Here is a 19,910-nt window from a genome sequence, read left to right on the forward strand (position 1 = left end):
ATGGACACAAAAAACACTCAACCGCTCGCTTATTCCTATGTGCGCATGTCGACGGATATGCAGCTCAAGGGACATAGTTTAGAACGACAGAAAGAAAAATCTAAAGAATATGCTATTCGAAACAATCTTCATTTAGTTGAAAAATTTGAGGACATAGGCGTTTCGGCATTCAAGGGAAAGAATGTTAAAGATGGAATGCTTGGAAAGTTTATTGCGCTTATCGAGAACAAAGCTGTTCCCGTTGGATCGTACCTATTAATTGAATCATTAGACCGTCTCAGTAGAGAGAATATATTCGAATCTATTCCGCTATTCATAAAAATACTTAAGTCCGGAATAAAAATTGTTACACTCATTGATGAGAACGTTTACGGCTCCGATAACGCTGAATTCAAAGATCTTCTGTACCCCATGGTGGTACTCAGTCGCGCCCACGAGGAATCAGTTGCTAAAAGTTTTAGAGTTGGCAAAGCTTGGGCAAACAAAAGAAAAAATATCAACGAACGTAAGCTTACAAAAATATGCCCCGCTTGGTTAAAATTAAATGCAGATACAAACCTGTTTGAGGTTATTCCGGGCAGAGATGATGTAGTTAAACGTATATTTGATCTGGCCGATTCAGGATATGGTTCTTATTCTATTGGTCGTATTCTTAACGACGAATCTATTCCACCCTTTAGCGAAAATTCAAAGGGGTGGCATGCGTCATATATTACTAGAATAATTAACAACAGATCGGTCTTGGGAGAGTTCCAACCTCATAAGTTTGTAAATGGAACTGCCGAGCCCGACGGTGATATCGTCCACGATTACTTTCCTCGGTTAATTAATGAAGAGCTGTTTTTGCGCATTAAACACGCGCGCCGGAAGCGACAGGTTGAAGGAGCAGGTCGAAAAGGTCCTCTGTATAGGAATTTATTTTCTAGAATTGCCAAATGTGCTTACTGTGGCACAGCCATGCGCTTCGTAGACAAAGGACCTCCACCCAAAGGGGGACAGTTCCTAAGGTGCACCAACGCTGAGCGTCATTTCGAATGTTCCGCATCTAGTTGGCGCTACGACCACTTTGAAAACGTATTTCTCTTTTTTGTTCATGAGCTTGACCTCGTTGAAACTCTAAAACGTGCTGACGAACAATCAGAGCGATACACACTGGAGCAAAAACTGATCTCCATTAATGAAAACATACGAGGGAAGAACGAATTACTGAATACGACTTTTGAAATGCTTCAAACAAGCAATACTGCCAAGGCTTTCGTCCAATCGAAAATCGAGGAAATTTCATCTGAAATTTTTGAGCTTGAAAATCAGAAGGAAGCGGTAGAAGGCAAACTAAAGAAAGACGCTTCCCTCCCTCCCGTTGATGACCAGCAGATCAAATTATTGATCAAAGAACTTCAAGATGCTGACGATGGCGATCTGGAGCGAAAACGTCGTGTCGTTGCCAATAGACTCCAGATGATGATCAAATCTCTTACCCTTGCTCCTGACGGTTTGCGAAAAGATGCCGAAAAGCTGGTGTTGTCTCAATTTGGATCGTCTGAAGCGCTGTTCGATTTCTTTGAAACAGGAGCGCAGTCAGGCGAGGTGAGCACAGGTATGTCCTTTTCCGTCGTTCTGTTGGACGGCATTATGAGAAGGGTTACGGTAACCCGTAGAGAGCCTCTGAAAGTGATACAACTGATTGCAGTTGATAAACACGGACTCATTATTGAAACCGAACAAACTCACGAAAGTCTGAGTAGGTGGAAAACTTGACGCTTGTTCAGCGGCGGTTCTCATTGTTTGTTCTATTCTGAAGAACGCGTTGTCTTGACCTAGAATTGGCGGGATCCTCGTTTCACCAAGTAAGGAGAAACGATTTGACGAAACCGAAGAACGTCGCTGCCGTTCCCGCTGACAAGGCAATCATTGAGGAAGCAATTTCGGAAGGACGAAAGATGATTGCTGCAGGCAAGTCCAAGATTGATACTGCGTTGGCAATCTACGCAAAGCTTGAAGGCATGGAGCAGGACGTGATTGTCAGAGCATTTATAGAAGGCGCAACACTCACAGAAAAAGGCGCCCTCACGTATTGGTACAACTGCCGACGACGTCTAGCTAATGAACGCCGTAGTGAACCCGCTAACAATCACTAAATGCATTTTCAAAATCCGTAAATGTTATATATGGGAGGTGGGGCACTAACATTTACGGATTTTGTCTTTCCACTATCATCGACAATAAGGGGGAAGGCGTGGAAAAAAACTCTAAAATCGAATTGCCCCTCTCTCCCCATATTGCACTCGTTATCCTACGATTTTTGAGTTTTTTTGCAGGGCTTCTCCCTGGACAAATAGCTCGATTTCCAATTCGGGGTAATATTCAGCCTTTAATTTCTTCAACGCTTCAACGACCCTCGCTGTAGCTGGCGTGCGATATGGTTCGAAAGTTTTCTTTTTACCGTTGTCAATATCGCTAATTTTGCATGGAATACCGCAAGCCACCAGCGCATTCTCGAGGTCGGCATGTGTCATTCTTTGTTTGCTTCTGATGAGATCGAATCCTGCATGGTGATGTTGATAAGCTCGCGTCAGGTCCCTCCGCAGCCTTTTTAAATCTCCGTTGGTTTTCGACAGGTACGTTTTAGCATCATCTCTAAGGGAATCTTTTGATGTACTAAATGTTAGAAACGAATTGAAATTCTCAAGTGATTTTAGAACATGAGGGTTTTTCTTGTCGTAGTTTTCCCAGTTATCTCGCACAAGATCGAATTCTGTTTTGTCCCCCACTGGCATCGTTTCGAATGTAAGGTGGGTGTACTGCTTACCTTCAAAATCAAAGATCGTGTCGCGGGCGTTTACTGGTTTTCTTTTCCAGTCAAACTCCATTGAAAGTCGTTTGGTCACGGATCGAAATACGAAATCGGTATCGCCGCGCACCATGTCTTTGATGCCGACACCCGATTTGTACTGAATCTTTTGGTCGGGCCTGCGGTTTAAAAACAAGTGCACCGTCTCCCGATTCTCTTCAAACAGATCGTTGTGGGGATTTGTTTTGATGCCTCCTTTTTGCAAGACAATTCCGTTGTCGCCTTCACCCGGTTTCAAGGTGGCTGCGCCCCGCGTTCGCCAGCCAACAGGTTGGCGAACTATATGCTTGATTTCCAAAGGACTGCCGTTGTCGAGATGGCTACGGGCCTCTCGAAATGATTCAAACAACTCTCCATTGGTTGCCTCGTCGATGTCTTGGTCACTGCCGTTAGAAAGGAAACCGTCTGTCGTAACGCTAAAGACCTGTACCTCTTTGGGAAAGCCGTTGAGAACTTCTCCGAGGACAGCTCGCGTGTATGATGTGATGAATGATGCAAAATATGGCTGGGTGATCTTACTCGGCGGAAGCGCTTGCATTCCGTCATCTTGAAGGTTGTATACTCGCTTTTCGCGAAGACCTTGGGCCGTTTTTCCGTAGGTACTGTTGCCCACCTCTTTCCAGAACAGGTTGTCAAAAGTACCCTTCTTATGCGCTGTACGCTTTTCAATGCATTCCTTAATGAAACCTCTGAAAACTGGCTGCATGGGATCTGATGGAACGTGAACGCCATTGCGTAAAGTCAATAACGCTCCGAGTTTCTGGGCAAGATACAGTTCGGGAGCGGAGCACTTCGAGTTGCCCTTACGAGGAAAGATAATTCCATTTGCCGTGCGGACAGGGAGAGTTGGAAAACGTACAGATTCGGGGAACTCAAAGTCCACGGAGAAGAAACTGAGGTCGAGGGGGCCAACATTATCAAGCGTCGTCAGATTGGTGATATTGTCCCAGTCAGGTGTTCCTATCAGTGACATTGCTGTCGTATATGCAGAACTGAGATCGTGGTCCCTCCACTGACCTTCGTCTGCGATTCCAAATATGAACTGCTCATTTCTGCCGCCATGGTAGGTCTCTGTGATAAAAGCTTCGTTGTAATGAGCGTTCTCTTGCAGCGGCGTTACGGTCTTGATTTTGTAATAACCGTCTTTCTTGCTGTAAAATTTCACTTTGATGGCTTCGCGCCCTAAAATTTGATTGTTGTCCAACCCCTCGTTTTTCCACCCGAGAAGCAGCAACGCGGTTCCAAAGGACGTCAATGTTGCAGGCATTTTGAAGGAGTCGAAAAGTTCTGTGCTCTGCTGAATTATACGTTCAGCAAAACGGACGCACACTTGGGCATCGCGGATCGCATACTCACGAAACTCGGTCCACCGTTCCTTTCTGAAACGGGCCATGTTTTCCTTGATTTCCCGCTCTTCCTTTGAAGTCTGACCTAGTTGTATTTTCGGGAAACCGAGTATGTCTCCGATATCCGCAAGCGATTTTGCATTGCTTGGAGCTAGCAGGATGGTGTCGCGGATGATGACTGTAAATTCAGCTATCGGGGCATCTGCTTCGCCAAACGTCACTGGAATTCCACTATCAATGCTGACGAATGTGCTTCTGACGTTTGAAGTCAGTCGAGCTTTGTCCTTGAAATCACTGAATGCAGGGAAGTCGGCGCGGATGAAATGCCCTAAAAGGTAGACGGACTTTGGCAATTTCAAATCGGGAAATTTCTCGATCAGAGATCCGACCGCAAAACCCAGAAACTCGGCGAGCGTTAACCGCTGTTCAGCATCGGGGATAATAATTCCTTCCGTTTCAGGCGAGACAGGTTGTCCTTCTTTGGTAATCAGTTTGATCGAGAACTGGTAGGAAAGAAGCTCATTTTTTGCACCTGCTTCGATGGAGCTTTCCTGCTCGCTTGCCTTTAAAGACTGATATTCGGTGTCAAAACCAAGGAGCAGATAAGCGCCCGGGTCCTTCCTTGCTTTTCGCTTTTTTCCGGCAACGGGCGGCTCAGAGATGTTCTCGCTCTGAATAGAAACCGTTTTTGTTCTACCCCCTTCATCGTCGGCTTCGATCTTAAAAGTAAATTTTTTCTCAAGGTTGGACTTCGGCATCTTCACCCTTTCCGGATTCTACACATCGATATTTTGGGAAGCGCCATAATCTCGAGGGCTTGCTTGGTATTTGATCTCATAGTGCCGTTGAACATTCCGCTGTGCCTGTAGAATATTTCGATATTCAAAAAGGGGGCCTAAGTTGCTGGTAAAACGTGGAAATTCGAAGTTCTGGTATGCTCAGTTTCAAATTGATCATCAAACGATTGTCCGGTCAACAAAGACAACTGATCGCAGAGTTGCTCTGCAAGTTGCTGCGAAGATTCGCGCCGATGTCCACGCCGAGTTACTGCTCGGCAAAAAGCAATCGATTACGTTGGAAACGGCCCTCTATAGGTTTGCGAATTCGAAGCTGGGAAGCCCAAACCACCGCAATCTGGAAAGTCAGATCGGGGTGATACTGAAAATTCTGAATGGCTCGCTTCCTTTGATGAAGGTCAACTCCGCCACACTGGAACGGTTTCGGCAAAAGCGACTATCCCAAGGATGTGCATCGCAGACTATCAAGCACGGCATGAACTGTCTGATAGGAGCGATTCAGCTTGCGCGGAAGGACGGCTATCAAAGTCCGACAATCAGTGCGCCCCTCATTAAAACACCGAATTCCAGAATGCGATATCTGAGTATTGAGGAAGAGCGTCGCCTGCTGCATGAACTCTCCCCCTCACGTGTCGCAAATGGCCTATCTGCTGACCCGTCCTGTCGGGGAGATCGTCAAAAATGGATGCAGGACAATTATGATCTTGTCGTTATCCTAATCGATACCGGCGCGCGCTACAGCGAAGTCGCCAACATTGCGTGGCAAGACATTGATTTGACCCGCGGTGAAATACGCCTGTGGCGCTCCAAAGTTCATAATGAGAGCTTGATCTACATGACGGATCGCGTGGAAACGATCCTGCACCGTCGTCTACGGCAGAGCAATGCGCCAACCGTGTTCGTGAATAAGGCCGGAGAGAAGAGAGGATATTCAGCATCTGCCATCCGTAAAGCCTTCCGTCGCGCTGGCCTCCATGACTGTACTATTCACACACTTCGTCATACGCACGCTACGCGCCTTGTTCAAAACGGACTCTCAATTCAAGAGGTCAAGGCTGTGCTTGGTCACTCGGATATTCGAACAACGATGCGATATGCCCACCTTGAACAGGCTGTTGTTACCCGCAAGGCACGTGACGTTGTGAACGGCCTCAATGCTGTTAATTCCTTTGGTGAAGGTAGAGCATAAGCATCTCAAGCTTATTGCCTAGCGCTCACCACGCCGGGAATCTCGCTGGAAAACTTCTGTGAGACTATAGTGGTACGGCTTCCTTTCTAATTCAATGAGCTGCCCCAGTTTCTACCAAACCCTCGGCATCAGCTGAAATCGGTGTAATTCAAATTATGTCCAATACTCAACTTTGTCCGGCAGGGCTCAACTATAAAGCCTTGGCCTAAGCTTGCTCAAATCTGCGCGACATAATAATCTGTATGCTGGGCATTACGTCTGCAAGGTGGCCCGAAACGGTTAGTCGGTTTCCGTATTGCCGAAGAGGATGATGCCGCGCAGTTAGGATAATATCTAAAACTGTTTTCGACCCCACGTCAGACATTTGTAGCGTCTTTGGCGCCACTCTAAACCAGACTTTCGTTCGGGAAACGAGGGACGATAGAGCTGGGGCCATGTGCTGCCTTTCAAGTTTCATGCACAAAACCGTCGTAGTCGACATTCACCGAAGAACTTCGTCAAGGTAGCTTACGACCTATACCGAACTGAATGCACCGCGCTCAGATGCTGTAACCGCTACCCAGTTGTTGCAATTCTCTCGAACCCATGAATCCGACAAAGCTCCACGTGAGCATCTAATTTTTCCAGTTCAATCGAGACTTCCCACACTTGCAGGCAATAGCTTTCTCACCGGGAACGTCGATATCAGCCCTAATATGACGTCCACAATGCTCACAGACGAAAAGCCTTACAAGCTTTTCGATATCTTCGATCAACACATCGATGTCCTCGCCGACTATTTTATCAGCGTTATCGTGAGAGACCAGATTTGCGATGAGGGCTGAGCCTGCGAGATCGGAGAAGATTTTCGTATCCAATATAACAGGCGACTTGTCTTTCAAAGTTGATCTCAGAGCACTGATTAGTTCAGCAGACATGCGCTTTTCGTTAAAGTCGTTAAAGCGAAAGGCCATCTTAACCTCAAGAGCTTGGCAAATGTTCTTTAGGACAAGCTCCAGTAGCTTACGCAAGTCATTGGTGACGTCTTCCTTGCCCTTCTTCTGTTCAATGATTTCTTTCAATGTCGCGGGGCTGTTTTCGAGAAGGATGCCATTGGCACCATCCGACGAGACCTCATGAAAAATCCAGCCATACTGCCCCATCTCTCTCTTGATGATGTCGAACCAGATATTCTCGTGCGTCAGGATGATAATTTGCCAATCGGAGAACTCGTCGCGCAAAAGGCGTAAGAGTCTGCGACGATGCGATATATCGAAGCTTGTGACAATATCATCCAGCACTAGGAACTTGGCGTGCTTGTTGAAAATTCGAGCGTTGGCAAGGAACAGCACCACGCCCAGACTATTAAGATGACTTTCGCTTAAGTATTTGCGTGGTGGCTGGGTCGTCTTGCCATGAAACGTATACTGGAACTCGACACCTTCATCACCGACCATAGTCAAACGTACTTTGTCTACGCTCTCCTTGGGATGAAGAGCCGTGTAAAACTTCCCTGCATCATCGCTGATGGTATCCAGCACGGCTTGCAGCGCCCCATTCTGAACCTTGAGGAAGCTGCCCAATATTGAGGAAAGCGTGATGATTTGAGCCTCGAAAGCAGCCTTTATGTTTTGATAGGTTACAAAGTCGTTCACTTGATCGCTGACTGTCTTGAGCCTAGACAGCACGGTGGCGACCTTCTTCTCCAGTTCAGTAAGCTGCAGCTTCTTCGCAGCCTCTTTGGCTTGCTTCGCGGCCTTATCTGATTCTGAACGCAATGCTATCATTTCCCCATCGAAATCAGCGGGTGCCTCAAAAACTTTCTTCTCATCAAATGCCGATTTCAGCCCCTTCAGATAGTCCCGTAGCTTGAGACGCGCGGACTTAGTAGCCTCTAGTAGCGGTGAAAAACCCTCCAGATCGGAATACGTCTCTATGATCGTTTTCGTCCTGACGCCCGCATTGGTGACGGTCTCGGCAAGCTTATCCTTGAGGAGGCCTGCTTCATCGAGCTGCTTTTGCAATGCCTCTAGCGCGTGAAGGCGCTTTCCAACCTCTTCCTGAAGTTGTGCAAGCTCATAGGGTTCTAAACAAAACGGACACTGCGGGTGAGTAAAGACTTTGTCTTCCAGCACAGCCCTGCCCCGCGTCAGAAAATCACTGAGCCGAAGCTTGTTGACGTTTTCACTCTCCTTAGCGATGGCGTTATATTCACCCGCAAATGCTGTGGCATCATTTGAAATTTGATCAATATCGGTGACGAGATCACTACAAGCTTTTTCAAACTGCGCGAGTCTTTCTGCCAGACGTATCTTTTCTTCACTGCTGCCCTGTCCCCGCAGCTCTTCCAAAGCTTCGATATAGGAATCTTCGTTAGCAATTTCTGTCTTAAGGTTGAATGGCTTCATGACCTCTGTGGCCACGCCGTAGAATTCTTTTCGGTTAGAAATAACCTGTCCTACTTCTGCAATCATCCCGGATTGAAGCCGCTGAATCTGCTGTTTTGCTGTCGAGTATTCAGTTTCCTTTTCAAGTTGGTTCTTTGTCTGCAGAAGGGCGTTTCTAAATTTCGTGAATTCGCTATAGCCAATAATGTCGGCGATGGCCTCACGCTTCCCGCCTTTTGTTTTATCGAGAAAGTTAACAACATCAGCATGCCTGAGAATGATATTGTCATTTTTCAGATTGGCAATAAGTTGCTCCGCATTGTCGGTAGCAAAGGTAGCCGAAGTCTTAAGCGCTTCCGAGAGCGCTTTGGTTCCGCTGTAGTCGGTGCCGCTAAAAACCAGCTCGACGGTGCTGGGTTTGTCGTCGGCCAGCACATTGCGCAGTGAGTCCTGCTTGCAGTCCTCCCGCCACAAGTGATCTACGCGATCATGAATGAACCATTCGAGGGCATCTGTAATAGTGCTCTTGCCCGAAGCGTTCTCACCAAAGATGGCAACGCTCTTCGTTTTACTCGAAAAATCGAGCGGGAGATCGAAGCGTGCACCGCGAAAGCGCGAGACAGTGATCTTGCGAACTTTAGTCATCATCGGCCTCCTCTGTACTATCCACGTTAGCCTTCAGTGCGGCCTTTCGCGCGTTTTCCAGACTCCGCAAAAGCTTGATTTTGCTGAGATCATCATTTTTCCAAAGAGTGCTGACAGCCGCCACGGTGTCCACCTCGAGGGACTCGTCCTTCGCGTGGTTATCAAGGAACTCGTTAATGACCTCAGTGGCTGTCTTGATGTTTTCGGTGGTCAAGCCCTATCCCCCTGTTTAGTATGAAAAAATGCGAATAATATTCACCCAAACGTACAATCTAAGCGAGCAAGAAATCAAGTTCGTTCGCGGGGTCGCGGGCCTCTATTTCATCTACTTGACCCAAAATGTAATCGCGTATCCCTTCGCAAAATCAAAACTCATTTACATTGGAATGAGTGAGTCAAGACAAAATAGCCTCTTCAAGAGACTAGGCGGCCATTTAACAGGTCAGTCCGGCAACACGGGGATTCGGAACTACGCAAAAACACAGAAGTTAAAGTTTACGTACTATTCTGCGGAAGTTCTCAGCAATTACGGAAATGAGAATCTTTTCGATATCGAAAGCTTCTTCTTGAGCGATTTCCTTGATCACTACGGTTGTTTTCCTATTTGCAATGGTCAGTCAGGTCATAGGCCGTCTGAACATTCGAGTCCTATTGCGGCAGACGTTGATTGGTCATTCTTCGATTGAGATTTTTTGTATTGCGTCACAGGCTAAAGATCCCTTATCGATTCATTCGTCTCCAATCCGAAGATGGAAAAAACTTCTGCGGGGGATATAAGACCCTGTCTACGTCTCGGCTTCCAAACAGACTCAGCTCTGCTAAGGGAAACATGGAAAAAATTACTGGGAGCAGATGTTGTCAACGAGCTGTAAGTGGGGGCGTCGTATATCATAAGGATGGCAGGTGCTCGTCCAGTTTCAATAGCTATTAGGGTTAAACTACAACTGCTTGAGGGCGTGCATTAATGGATATTTCGACATACGTCGCCAGTCTCGACAAGCGCTTTCAGACGGGGATAGCGAGAGAGCATAGCTACAGGGGCGACTTACAAAATCTGCTTCAGGCCTTGGCTCCAGACACTCTCGTCACCAACGAGCCCGCAAGGATCGCCTGTGGCGCGCCCGATTACATTATTACCGACCCAAAGACGTCGGTGGATTTAGGCTACATCGAGGCCAAAGACATTGGCCGTTCGCTTGATGACAAAGCTTACCGGGAGCAGTTCGACCGCTACAGAACAAGCCTGCCTAATCTTATTGTTACCGACTACCTGACATTTCGATTGTATCGCGAGAGCGATCTCGTCGCGGAAGTCGCTGTGGCTGAGCTTAAGAATGGCAGAGTGCGTCCCCAATCACACCAGTTCGACAGGTTTACGAGTTTCATCAAAGAGTTTGTCTCTCACTCTTCCCAAACAATTACCACTGCGGGTGACTTGGCATCCAAGATGGCTGTGAAGGCGAAACTGCTGGCCCAAGTCGTCGAAGCGGCATTGCACAGCCCTCTCGCAACCGACGAAGACAATTCGTTGGTGGAACAGATGAATGCTTTCCGCACAATTCTGATCCATGATATCGACGAAAAGTCGTTTTCAGACCTTTATGCGCAGACTATTGCGTACGGCATGTTCGCCGCTAGACTGCACGATAAATCACCAGAGACGTTCACAAGGCAAGAAGCTGCTCAACTAATACCCCAAACTAACCCATTCTTGAGAAAGCTCTTTCAGTATATTTCAGGATACGATATCGACTCGCGTATCGAATGGATCGTAGATGCACTAGCAGGTGTATTTCGTGCAACGGACATTAAACGCGTCTTAAAAGATTTCGGACAGCCGGGGCGGTCCGATCCGATGATCCATTTCTATGAAACGTTTCTGGCCGAGTACGATTCCAATCTCCGTCGAAGCCGTGGTGTGTGGTATACTCCCGAACCCGTCGTGAAGTTCATAGTTGGCGCTCTGGACGACACGCTCAAGCAGGAGTTTTCCCTTTCGAAGGGGTTAGCCGACACCAGTCGGGTCAAAATAAGTGTGAAGTCGCAGGAGCTCAATCCGAGAACCAAGAAACCGCGGCTCGAGGAGCGCGAGGTGCACAAAGTCCAGATTCTCGACCCTGCCACGGGAACCGGCACGTTCTTGGCTGAAGTCGTCAAACGCATCTACAGTGGCTTCTCAGGTCAAAAGGGTCTTTGGAGTAGCTACGTCGAGGAGCACTTAATACCTAGATTGAATGGCTTTGAGTTGTTGATGGCGTCATATGCCGTCGCGCATCTAAAGCTTGATCTTTTACTCCAGCAGACTGGCTATAAGCAGCGCAAGCCGCAGCGGCTTCACGTCTATCTAACAAACTCGCTCGAGGAACATCATCCGGACACTGGTACCCTATTTGCGTCGTGGCTTTCCAAGGAGGCGAATGAGGCTAATTACATCAAGCGCGACACGCCTGTAATGGTGGTGCTGGGAAACCCTCCGTATAGCAGACATTCGATGAATAAGGGACACTGGCTCTCCCAACTATTGGACTCTTACAAAAGGGAGCCTGGTACCCAAGACCGACTTCGGGAACGTAACTCGAAGTGGCTTAACGACGATTACGTGAAGTTCGTCCGCCATGCTCAGCACTTGATAGACAAATCGGGCTATGGCGTTTTCGGGTTCATAACCAACCACGGTTTCATCGATAACCCGACATTTAGAGGAATGCGATGGAGTCTCCTACGAAGCTTTAATCGCCTTTACGTAATAGATCTTCATGGCAACTCGAACGTTTCAGAGGTGGTCCCTCCCGGTCTAGGTAACGAGAACGTATTCGACATCAAGCAAGGTGTCGCAATCACAATCGCCGTGCGGACTGGCCCGTTGGCGGCGGGTGAAATTGCCGAAGTCTACCATAAAGACATCTACGGTAGCCGCGATGAGAAGTACTCTTATCTTGATGAACATTCTTTATCGGAAATTGATTTCCAGAAAGTAGAGTCATCCGGTCCGCTTTATCTCTTAAAAAATAGAATATATCGATATGCTGAAGGCTATGGGCGTTGGCCTGCACTGAACGAGATATTTAAATTATATTCGACGGGATATTACACTTCATGCGACGATGTGGTGATTGGGCGCACAGTTGAACAAGTACAGGATCAACTTCAAACCTCTGACTTAGACATAAGCTTCAATGCCCTAGCAGTGCGTCGAACCGCCTATCGGCCTTTTGATAACCGGTATGTATACTACGACCGTGATATTCTGACCCGGGCGCGCGCTAAGTTTGTCAACTCGTTGTCAGAAGAAAACACTTTCATCCTTACCGGTAAAAGCACGAAGAATTCCAGTCCGGATCACTTCTACATTAGTGATGTCATATCGGAGCTCAAATGCGCCGAGAGCTCTAAAGGCTCTTACATGTTCCCTCTTTGGCTTGAGCAGAATAGCGAAAACGGCTCGTTCTTACCCCCAGAATCCAACATACGGGAATCAATACTGGATGAGTTCCGAAACGTGGCAGGCGATGACGTCAGCCCCGACAACGTCGCAACCTACATCTACAGTATAATGTATTCTCCATCCTTCCGGACGATCTTCGCGGAACAGATAAGAGAAGATTTTATCCACATTCCCGTGCCAACTGACCGTGAAAGTTTCATCAGACTAAGTGGTTTGGGTAACGAACTGCGGAATCTCCATACCCTTAAGGCGGACGCATTAGAGGAATTTGTTACAGAGTTTCCAAATGAGGGATCTAATCAGGTGACTCGCCCCATCGCCAAGGGTGATTTTGAGATCAGTGACGACGCTGACACCGTAACGGTATGGATCAACGACGACCAATGTTTCAGGAATATTCCGGTGGACGCTTGGGAGTTCTCTGTTGGAGGTTACCTTCCGGCTCAAAAATGGTTGAAGGAACGTCGCAACTCCGAACTCTCTGTCGATGAGATTTTAGAATACCAGAAAGTCGTTGTTGCCCTGAGCGAAACGGTGCGAGTGATGGCAGATATTGACGAGGCTCTGAGTTCGTTATTCGATCACCTAGAAGCGGAGGGGCACTGAGATTGGAGGACGAATTTCATATGTGTTTTGGGATGGGATTGTCGTTAGGATCACCCCTAGGAAGCCTGACTGGCGCTATGTTGCGCTGAAGTTAAGTGGTCGCCACCTAAATGTACTCTTTCTCAACTCCGCCGCCTATAAGCGGCCGAGCAGGAATCAGCCTGAATTTAGGTCTTTTGTAGTGCTAACGCTGCATTCCAAAAGCGAACTTCCATTAAGTCTCGCCAGACTCCAGAATTGGTGCCCCTGGTAATAGCCTTTGCCAGTAATCAATAGAGTGCTTCCATCTACGGCAGTGAACTTCTGATTGGGGTCCGTCCTTGCCGCTATCGTAGATGCCAGCAGAAATGCGCCAGCGAGTCCGCAATTGTGTTGCTCAAATCGCTCTCCGCACGGTACTGGTCATTTGATTATAGTCTGCCAGACAGCTCACCGAACATCACGACATCCTTCTTTCACCCCGGAACGAAAAAAATAGAAAAATTTCAAAAAGAGGTTATCATTAATATACATGAAGAATAAATACATCATACCAAAATATCCGCAGGCTTCTCCGTCGTGTAAATACCTTCGCATATACGCCTACGATTATATGAATTACTGCTCCATCATCTACTCAGGATGAGGATTTAAATTACTATACTTAAAGAGGAATAATTTGAATAATAAAAAAATACTTAATGAATATGCTTATTGGATTGATGATTTAATCAGCGAGTATTCAAAAGAACATCATAAAAATGATCAGAAATTTGATAAAAAAGATTTTGTTGAGAAATACGGTTATTACATAACGTTCAGTTTTGATATTCAGAAAATGATACGGAAATATCAGTTATCTCCCTCGTCGTATAATGAGGTTAACGAGAGGAACATCAACAACGTAAGATTTCTTTACAATATAATATGTAAAAAACTATTCGGACGCAAATTTATGAAAAAAGGTATCAATTCACCATTTGTAATAATGTGTTCAGATGTAAATGATACAAAATTCTGGTCTTATAAAGGTGACATTGCGAACCCACATGTACACTCAATATGGATATTAAACCCCGATATCAGTATAGATTTGAAAAAATCTATATCAAATATATTAGAAAGTGATACGTCGGAGAATTTCGACTTTCGTGATGTACACATCGAACGTATAACATCATATGATCATACGGATGATTCTCCTTCTAAGATTGCTACATATACAGCGAAATTCATACCATTTAACACCCACGAACTGGATATATCATCGGATATACGAATATTACCTGAGTACAATTATAAAAGCTGACTTCTGTTATTGTTCAGTATTTTCTGTAAAAGACGTAGCTGAATATAGCTGAATTTCATTGGATATTTTTATAGATTTGAATTACTTTTTATCTGACTGTAAGGAGTTTCTTCCTCTATTAAATGTAACAGTAGTGACGTTTTTCTGGATGGGTAGAAATCAAATTGGGGAATTGAATATGTTTAGATTTACGTTCATAGCGCTTGCACTTTGTACAATCTCCACTGTCAGCAATGCTCAGAGTTGCAATCAGATTGGGAATAGCACGTACTGCTCAGATGGTTCGAGCTCCCAGCGAATTGGAAATAGCACCTATTACAACGACGGTACAAGCTCTCAACGTATTGGAAATAGCACTTACAATAGCGACGGCTCCAGTTCCCAGCGCATTGGAAATAGCACTTACAACAGCGACGGCTCCAGTTCCCAGCGCATTGGAAATAGCACTTACAACAGCGACGGCTCCAGTTCCCAGCGCATTGGAAATACTACCTATTTCAATGATTAGAACTTTAGTCGATTGTTTTTGATCGAGTTCCACTAATCGTATTTTCGGGATTTCAGCCTAGGTCTGAGCTGGAGTGGGTCCGCTTGTTCGATATGCGCAAGCTTCTAGCTTCAGTTCGCCTCACGACCTTTAGGGTAACTAATTTTGCCCCTTAAACAACCGAAAGTTATGTTGTTTTACTCGGGTGAAGAAACGCTGACTTATAAGCTGGCGTCCCCTTTCATCTGAAGCTTTTGATTACGTATTTTTCACCGATCTCATAGCTTACTAATTGGCCCTGTTCGCAGGAATAATTCGAATCAGAATCCGCTGCACCAAATGCGACGCCAACTTGATCAGGCTCATCAAAGCTGATGTACCAGTATCTGGTATCTTCCTTCCGTAATTTCTTGAGAATGTGTGTGAAGCATCTAGAATCTGCGTCGTTCAATCCGCGTTGAAGATAGACCTCAGTCTTCCGATCCAGCTTATCTAAACGCATTTTTTCTGCGTAAGCCGAAGTGAGATGACCGAAAAACAGTGTTATCATGCACGCAGTCGTAACTATGCGATTTCTCATTCGTTTACCTCTCCTTCAACATGTCCTCTCGAGGTCATCGTGCATTTGAACTCATGAGCAATGCACGCAATTCTAGGTGTTGAGCAAACCAGTTCCCCTCCATTCACCGCACAAGTGATACATCCGTTATCAATTGAAATACACGTCTTGTTCTCGCTTAAGATTTTATTCGCCGCTTGTCTTAAACTGGAACTTTCTAACTCCACCTGAATCGGAGGCTCTCCTGCTCCTAACAGAAGTACTAGCAAGGAAAGCCCCAAACCGTTCCGAATTCTAATTTTAATTTTCAAGCCGTTTTCATACTCGTTAGAGTTGGCTTCGACTGATTTTAGCAATCCTGTCTCCTATCAGGACGCCGGTTTCGTATGGTCCACATTGACATGAATAACAGGTGCAACGACGTTGTGATTGGATACACTCGCTGACGCACGCGCTAATCCATTCAATATGTTTGCTTGTCGAACCATTGATCCGAGCATGAAGAGATCAATTAGTTGTCCAACACCGAGCAAGCCAAGCGTACAAAGCCAAAGTACGCCGGTCCATGGTCTACCTAGATAAAAGCGGTGTAATCCGCAGAGGCCAATAAAGCCACAACACCAAAGCAAGAATGCAGTTACCCCAGATTTCACTATAATCTCCCTTCTCGAGACAAACGGTTTCCCTCCCCCAAAAAAAGATGGAAGCCTGACAGAACCCATACAAATGGATAAGTTTTTGGAAGCTATGATATAATTATACTAGTTTCAACGAAAATATAATACATCTGGATATTCTTTTGTGCCGTTCCTTGTCACATCAGATATGTATGACGAGTACACGCTCCACCACGATTACCGCGCGAAGCTTTGGCGAACGCCTTAAAACTGTGAGAAAATCTTTCGGATTAACGCAGGAAGAATTGGCGTTGAAGTCCGGACTATCAACCATCACGCTCAGTAAATTGGAGTCTGGAGTAAACAAGCCGTCTTATGACGCCGTCCTTTCACTCAGTAATTCGCTGGAAGTTGAACCCAATTATTTCTTCGGCTGGTCGGATGAAATGACCGGAGATACTAAATCAGAGCGTCGTCTGAAACTTCGGAGCCTTATCCTTCATGCGGAAAAGCTGGACGATGCTTGGATAGACGAATTAATTTCACTTTCAAAACTAGCACTGTCCCGTCGCTGATCAAGTGATCAAGCTCACCAAGACATGACGATATAGTGAAAATATTGAACTTTAATTAGCCCATACATCGACATGCCCATCTTGCCCGGCGCGACCATGACCTGCACATCGACAGGCACCGCTTCTATGCCCTGAAAGGCAACCGTTCCAACCCGCGCGACCATAAGCCCCCACTCGCCACGCAGCACATCCCTAAAGTGAGAAAATGCTTAAATACAACCAGAGGATTTAAGCATTTTTCCCGAAACAGATCAAGAACGCTGTGTCGCCAGTGAGGCCTGAATTTACCAGGAAACGCGTGCGCCTATGCGACCGGAAAGAAGCCTGAAGCGCTCGCCGCCGAGGTTGAACTCATAGGATGCATTGGCATACAGCGAGGTATTGTCGGCAACCTTGGTCGTGAAACCGGCACCGAGTTCAAGGCTGGTTTCCTCCCAGGAAGGACGAAGCCTGTCATTGTTGAAATAGATCGTATCGCTCGCCTTGAACTGATGCCAGACATTGGCCAGCACGAACGGATTGAACGGCCGCTCATTGATCGTGTAATTGCCTTGCAGGCGCGCGCCGACACGGCCTGTCCAGCTATCGTTATTGTCGTAACGGATGGTGCCGCCGGGATCGTTAGCCTCATCGAAATTCTGATACTGCCAATAGATCTGCGCCTGCGGTTCGATCACCCATTTTTCGCTGATCGCGAATTTCTTGCCCGCTTCGAGAGAGGCCGTCCATTCCTTGCCACGGAAGCTGGAACTATAATCTGCGACCGATTCCGTATCGATGCTGAGCCATGAATGCATGACGATGGCGTCGATATAGGCTTCGTCTTCCCAGGTATGGGTCCAGTAGGCGCCGAGGCTGTAAGCATCGACATCGATATTGCCGATCTCGATATTATTGCCATAGATGTTTCTGGCGCGCATATCGCCCCAGCCGCGTGCATAGCCAGCCATCAGGCCGAGCGTATCGAGCTGACCGTCATCATGTTCGGCACGATAGACCGGCACGCCGAACTGCATGCCCCACTGGTTACCCTTGTAGCGCTGATCGGCGAAGGTGCTGAGATTCTGGCGATATTGATCGCCGAACATGCGGCCCCAGATGACATGCTTGTTTGCTTCATCACCGAACCAGGACTGTTCGCCGTGCCGTTCGTGGAATGTGCCGAGCGCCACGCGCAACAACCCGCGCACGACGGTTGGCGTTGCGCCCAGGATCGGAACTTCGGGACGAACCAGCGTGATGCTGCCGCCATCGTCGCCATCGCCCGAACCGCCTCCGGTCCCACCGCCGCTGCCGCCACCCGTGCCGCCGCCAGAGCCGCCGCCTGTACCACCTCCAGAACCACCGCCAGAGCCGCCACCTGTGTTGCCATTGCCGTCGTCGTCATCATCGCCATCGTCAGGGCCGGGCAATAACCAAATCGGCAAATCAGGATTGGTTGCGTCGATGCCGTCGAAATTGTTGCGCAGATACCAATTGTTCTCGGTTCCCGCCGTCACACCGCCTTGCACCAGCTGGTATTCGTAAATACCGGCGGAAGCGCGCCGCGCGAGGTTAAACGTACCTTCGCCGGTGGTCGCTCCATTGATCGCCTCCACCACAAGAATACCGTTCTGCTGGGTTTGCGCACCCGTACCGCCGACATTGGTCACCACGATGCCGGTGGAGCCGGTCGTCGTGCCGTTCGAAATGACCAATTTGTCGGACGGCGCATTGTCGCTGGCCAGAACCGTGTTCAGCCAGAGCTGGCCCGAATTCCCCTGATAATTGCCGACGATGGTGAGGCTGTCCGACGTGGAATTGGAGCCATTGGTGAGATCGATCACGCCTGCATTCACCACCTGTGCGAGACTGCCACCCGCCGCCGGGCTGATGGTCCAGCTGCCGCTTCCTGCGCGAAGATAGCTGCTCGAATCGATGGTGAGCGTGCCGGTAGCGGTGCCGCTGTCGCCAAGCGTCAGATTGCTGTTCATCGTCAGCTCGGACGCATTCTGAAGCTCGATAAGCTCCCAGTTGATCAGGCGCTGCGGATTGCTGCCCTTGGTGTTCTGCCAGGTCAAACGGTCTGTGCCGAGGCCGCCATTGATCTGGATGCTTTTCAGCTGCGTATCGGTCAGCCCCTGAAACACCGCGACATCATTGTCCGCGCCCATGTCGATGCCGCCGATCAGACCGCCCGTCCAGAGCATGTAATCAGCGCCATTGCCCGCCATCAGCGAACCGGTGACTTCGCCACCGGACAAGAGGAACCGGTCATTGCCGTCATCCTGATTGACCGTCGCACTGACACGACCGCCGCGCATGTCGAAAAGATCGTCGCCAGCCCCTTGCGAAACGCTGCCATTGATCTGGCCGGGATCATAATTGATGATCGTGTCGTTGCCGGAACCGAGCGCAATCGTGCTCTGAATCGTGCCGTAATTTTCCACGAAGGTCTGGCTGGCGCCATTGACGAAAATGCCGTTGTTGAAGAATGCGCCGGTGGTGTTGGTGATATTGGTCGCGCCATCGCCATTGATGGTGACGCCATTGTTCAACGTGCCATCATTGGTGATGAGGTTCGTGCTGTTGCCGGTGAAGCTGAACGCCGAATTGATATGCGAATTGGCATAATTATGGACCACATAGGTGCCATTGCCGCTCACAGTCAGGCCGCCATTGATCGTGCCGCGATTGTCGAAAACGAGGCTGGTCGCATCGTTTATGACAACGCTCTGCGCATTGCCCGAATGATCGACCGTCAGCGCGCCCATGCTGCTGGCCGTGAATGGGCCATTCAGATTGGTGTTCTGCTCGATCACGACATTGAGGCTGCCAAGCCCGCTGGTGCTGAACCCGCTCGGATTACCGTTACAGACAACCGTATCGCCCGATGCAGGCGAGGCGGGCGTACAATCGGCAAGCGCCGTTTCTGTATAGGGGAAGAGAAGAAGAACCCCGATGACCGGTATCGGCATTTTGAACTGAGGGGCGGTAAGGCGCAGTAACGGAAAGGCGTGACTTTTTCTGTTCTCAGTCGAATGACGCATCAAGGTCCCCTCGAATACTATTCGCAAATAACTGAATAGACCGAATTCTGCACTAAAGAACGGGATTGGCAATATTATAAATTAGGGTGTTCTAAATTTGTTGGACGGTG

11 protein-coding genes and 1 pseudogene are annotated in these 19,910 nt (G+C 47.8%); 5 read left to right on the plus strand and 7 right to left on the minus strand.

What is annotated here, in order from left to right; all coding sequences use genetic code 11:
* Positions 1 to 1,758, plus strand: a complete 1,758-nt coding sequence (locus WIX40_RS13965; RefSeq protein ID WP_339440280.1) for a recombinase family protein — start codon at positions 1 to 3, stop codon at positions 1,756 to 1,758.
* 104 nt (positions 1,759 to 1,862) lie between these two features.
* On the plus strand, positions 1,863 to 2,138 hold the full coding sequence (locus tag WIX40_RS13970) for a hypothetical protein (protein WP_339440281.1): 276 nt from the start codon (positions 1,863 to 1,865) through the stop codon (positions 2,136 to 2,138).
* A gap of 150 nt (positions 2,139 to 2,288) precedes the next feature.
* Here WIX40_RS13970 and WIX40_RS13975 read toward each other — a convergent pair whose 3' ends face one another.
* Positions 2,289 to 4,955, minus strand: a complete 2,667-nt coding sequence (locus tag WIX40_RS13975) for a DNA polymerase (RefSeq protein ID WP_339440283.1) — start codon at positions 4,953 to 4,955, stop codon at positions 2,289 to 2,291.
* 142 nt (positions 4,956 to 5,097) lie between these two features.
* Between WIX40_RS13975 and WIX40_RS13980 the strand changes: the two genes are divergently transcribed.
* Positions 5,098 to 6,183 (plus strand): tyrosine-type recombinase/integrase, encoded by a 1,086-nt coding sequence (locus WIX40_RS13980; protein ID WP_339440284.1) that lies wholly within the window; start codon positions 5,098 to 5,100, stop codon positions 6,181 to 6,183.
* Between the two features lie 614 nt (positions 6,184 to 6,797).
* Here the strand turns inward: WIX40_RS13980 and WIX40_RS13985 are convergent.
* Together WIX40_RS13985 and WIX40_RS13990 are read right to left on the minus strand one after the other, a co-directional pair.
* Positions 6,798 to 9,197 carry an AAA family ATPase gene (locus WIX40_RS13985; protein ID WP_339440285.1) on the minus strand — a complete coding sequence of 800 codons (2,400 nt, stop codon included), beginning with the start codon at positions 9,195 to 9,197 and terminating at the stop codon, positions 6,798 to 6,800.
* The gene (locus WIX40_RS13990) at positions 9,187 to 9,408 is read right to left on the minus strand and encodes a hypothetical protein (protein WP_339440287.1); all 222 of its coding nucleotides are present in this window, start codon (positions 9,406 to 9,408) and stop codon (positions 9,187 to 9,189) included. The genes WIX40_RS13985 and WIX40_RS13990 overlap by 11 nt, the downstream gene beginning before the upstream one ends.
* Before the next feature lie 750 nt (positions 9,409 to 10,158).
* Between WIX40_RS13990 and WIX40_RS13995 the strand changes: the two genes are divergently transcribed.
* The gene (locus WIX40_RS13995) at positions 10,159 to 13,245 is read left to right on the plus strand and encodes a type ISP restriction/modification enzyme (RefSeq protein ID WP_339440289.1); all 3,087 of its coding nucleotides are present in this window, start codon (positions 10,159 to 10,161) and stop codon (positions 13,243 to 13,245) included.
* Between the two features lie 1,562 nt (positions 13,246 to 14,807).
* On the opposite strand, the gene WIX40_RS14000 is transcribed toward WIX40_RS13995, so the two are convergent.
* The gene (locus tag WIX40_RS14000) at positions 14,808 to 15,074 is read right to left on the minus strand and encodes a hypothetical protein (RefSeq protein ID WP_339440291.1); all 267 of its coding nucleotides are present in this window, start codon (positions 15,072 to 15,074) and stop codon (positions 14,808 to 14,810) included.
* 873 nt (positions 15,075 to 15,947) lie between these two features.
* Positions 15,948 to 16,301, minus strand: a complete 354-nt coding sequence (locus WIX40_RS14005; protein ID WP_339440293.1) for a TM2 domain-containing protein — start codon at positions 16,299 to 16,301, stop codon at positions 15,948 to 15,950.
* Between the two features lie 107 nt (positions 16,302 to 16,408).
* On the opposite strand from WIX40_RS14005, the gene WIX40_RS14010 reads away from it, so the two are divergent.
* Positions 16,409 to 16,771, plus strand: a complete 363-nt coding sequence (locus tag WIX40_RS14010; RefSeq protein ID WP_339440294.1) for a helix-turn-helix domain-containing protein — start codon at positions 16,409 to 16,411, stop codon at positions 16,769 to 16,771.
* Positions 16,772 to 16,827: 56 nt separating this feature from the next.
* Here WIX40_RS14010 and WIX40_RS14015 read toward each other — a convergent pair.
* Together WIX40_RS14015 and WIX40_RS14020 are read right to left on the minus strand one after the other, a co-directional pair.
* Positions 16,828 to 16,935 (minus strand): annotated as a pseudogene (locus WIX40_RS14015) (magnesium chelatase domain-containing protein); the annotation flags it as partial.
* Positions 16,936 to 17,055: 120 nt separating this feature from the next.
* Positions 17,056 to 19,800: an autotransporter family protein gene (locus WIX40_RS14020; protein WP_339440296.1), complete on the minus strand. Its 2,745-nt coding sequence runs from the start codon at positions 19,798 to 19,800 to the stop codon at positions 17,056 to 17,058.
* Positions 19,801 to 19,910 lie beyond the last annotated feature (110 nt).

Source organism: Ochrobactrum teleogrylli, assembly GCF_037482325.1.
In the GTDB taxonomy this organism is placed as follows: Bacteria; Pseudomonadota; Alphaproteobacteria; order Rhizobiales; family Rhizobiaceae; genus Brucella; species Brucella teleogrylli.

Coding starts and splice junctions, on each gene's coding strand:
- WIX40_RS13965 (WP_339440280.1), top strand. CDS start 1: ATGGACACAAAAAACACTCAACCGCTCGCTTATTCCTATGTGCGCATG.
- WIX40_RS13975 (WP_339440283.1), bottom strand. CDS start 4,955: ATGCCGAAGTCCAACCTTGAGAAAAAATTTACTTTTAAGATCGAAGCC.
- WIX40_RS13985 (WP_339440285.1), bottom strand. CDS start 9,197: ATGATGACTAAAGTTCGCAAGATCACTGTCTCGCGCTTTCGCGGTGCA.
- WIX40_RS13995 (WP_339440289.1), top strand. CDS start 10,159: ATGGATATTTCGACATACGTCGCCAGTCTCGACAAGCGCTTTCAGACG.
- WIX40_RS14005 (WP_339440293.1), bottom strand. CDS start 16,301: ATGGGTTCTGTCAGGCTTCCATCTTTTTTTGGGGGAGGGAAACCGTTT.
- WIX40_RS14010 (WP_339440294.1), top strand. CDS start 16,409: ATGACGAGTACACGCTCCACCACGATTACCGCGCGAAGCTTTGGCGAA.
- WIX40_RS14020 (WP_339440296.1), bottom strand. CDS start 19,800: ATGCGTCATTCGACTGAGAACAGAAAAAGTCACGCCTTTCCGTTACTG.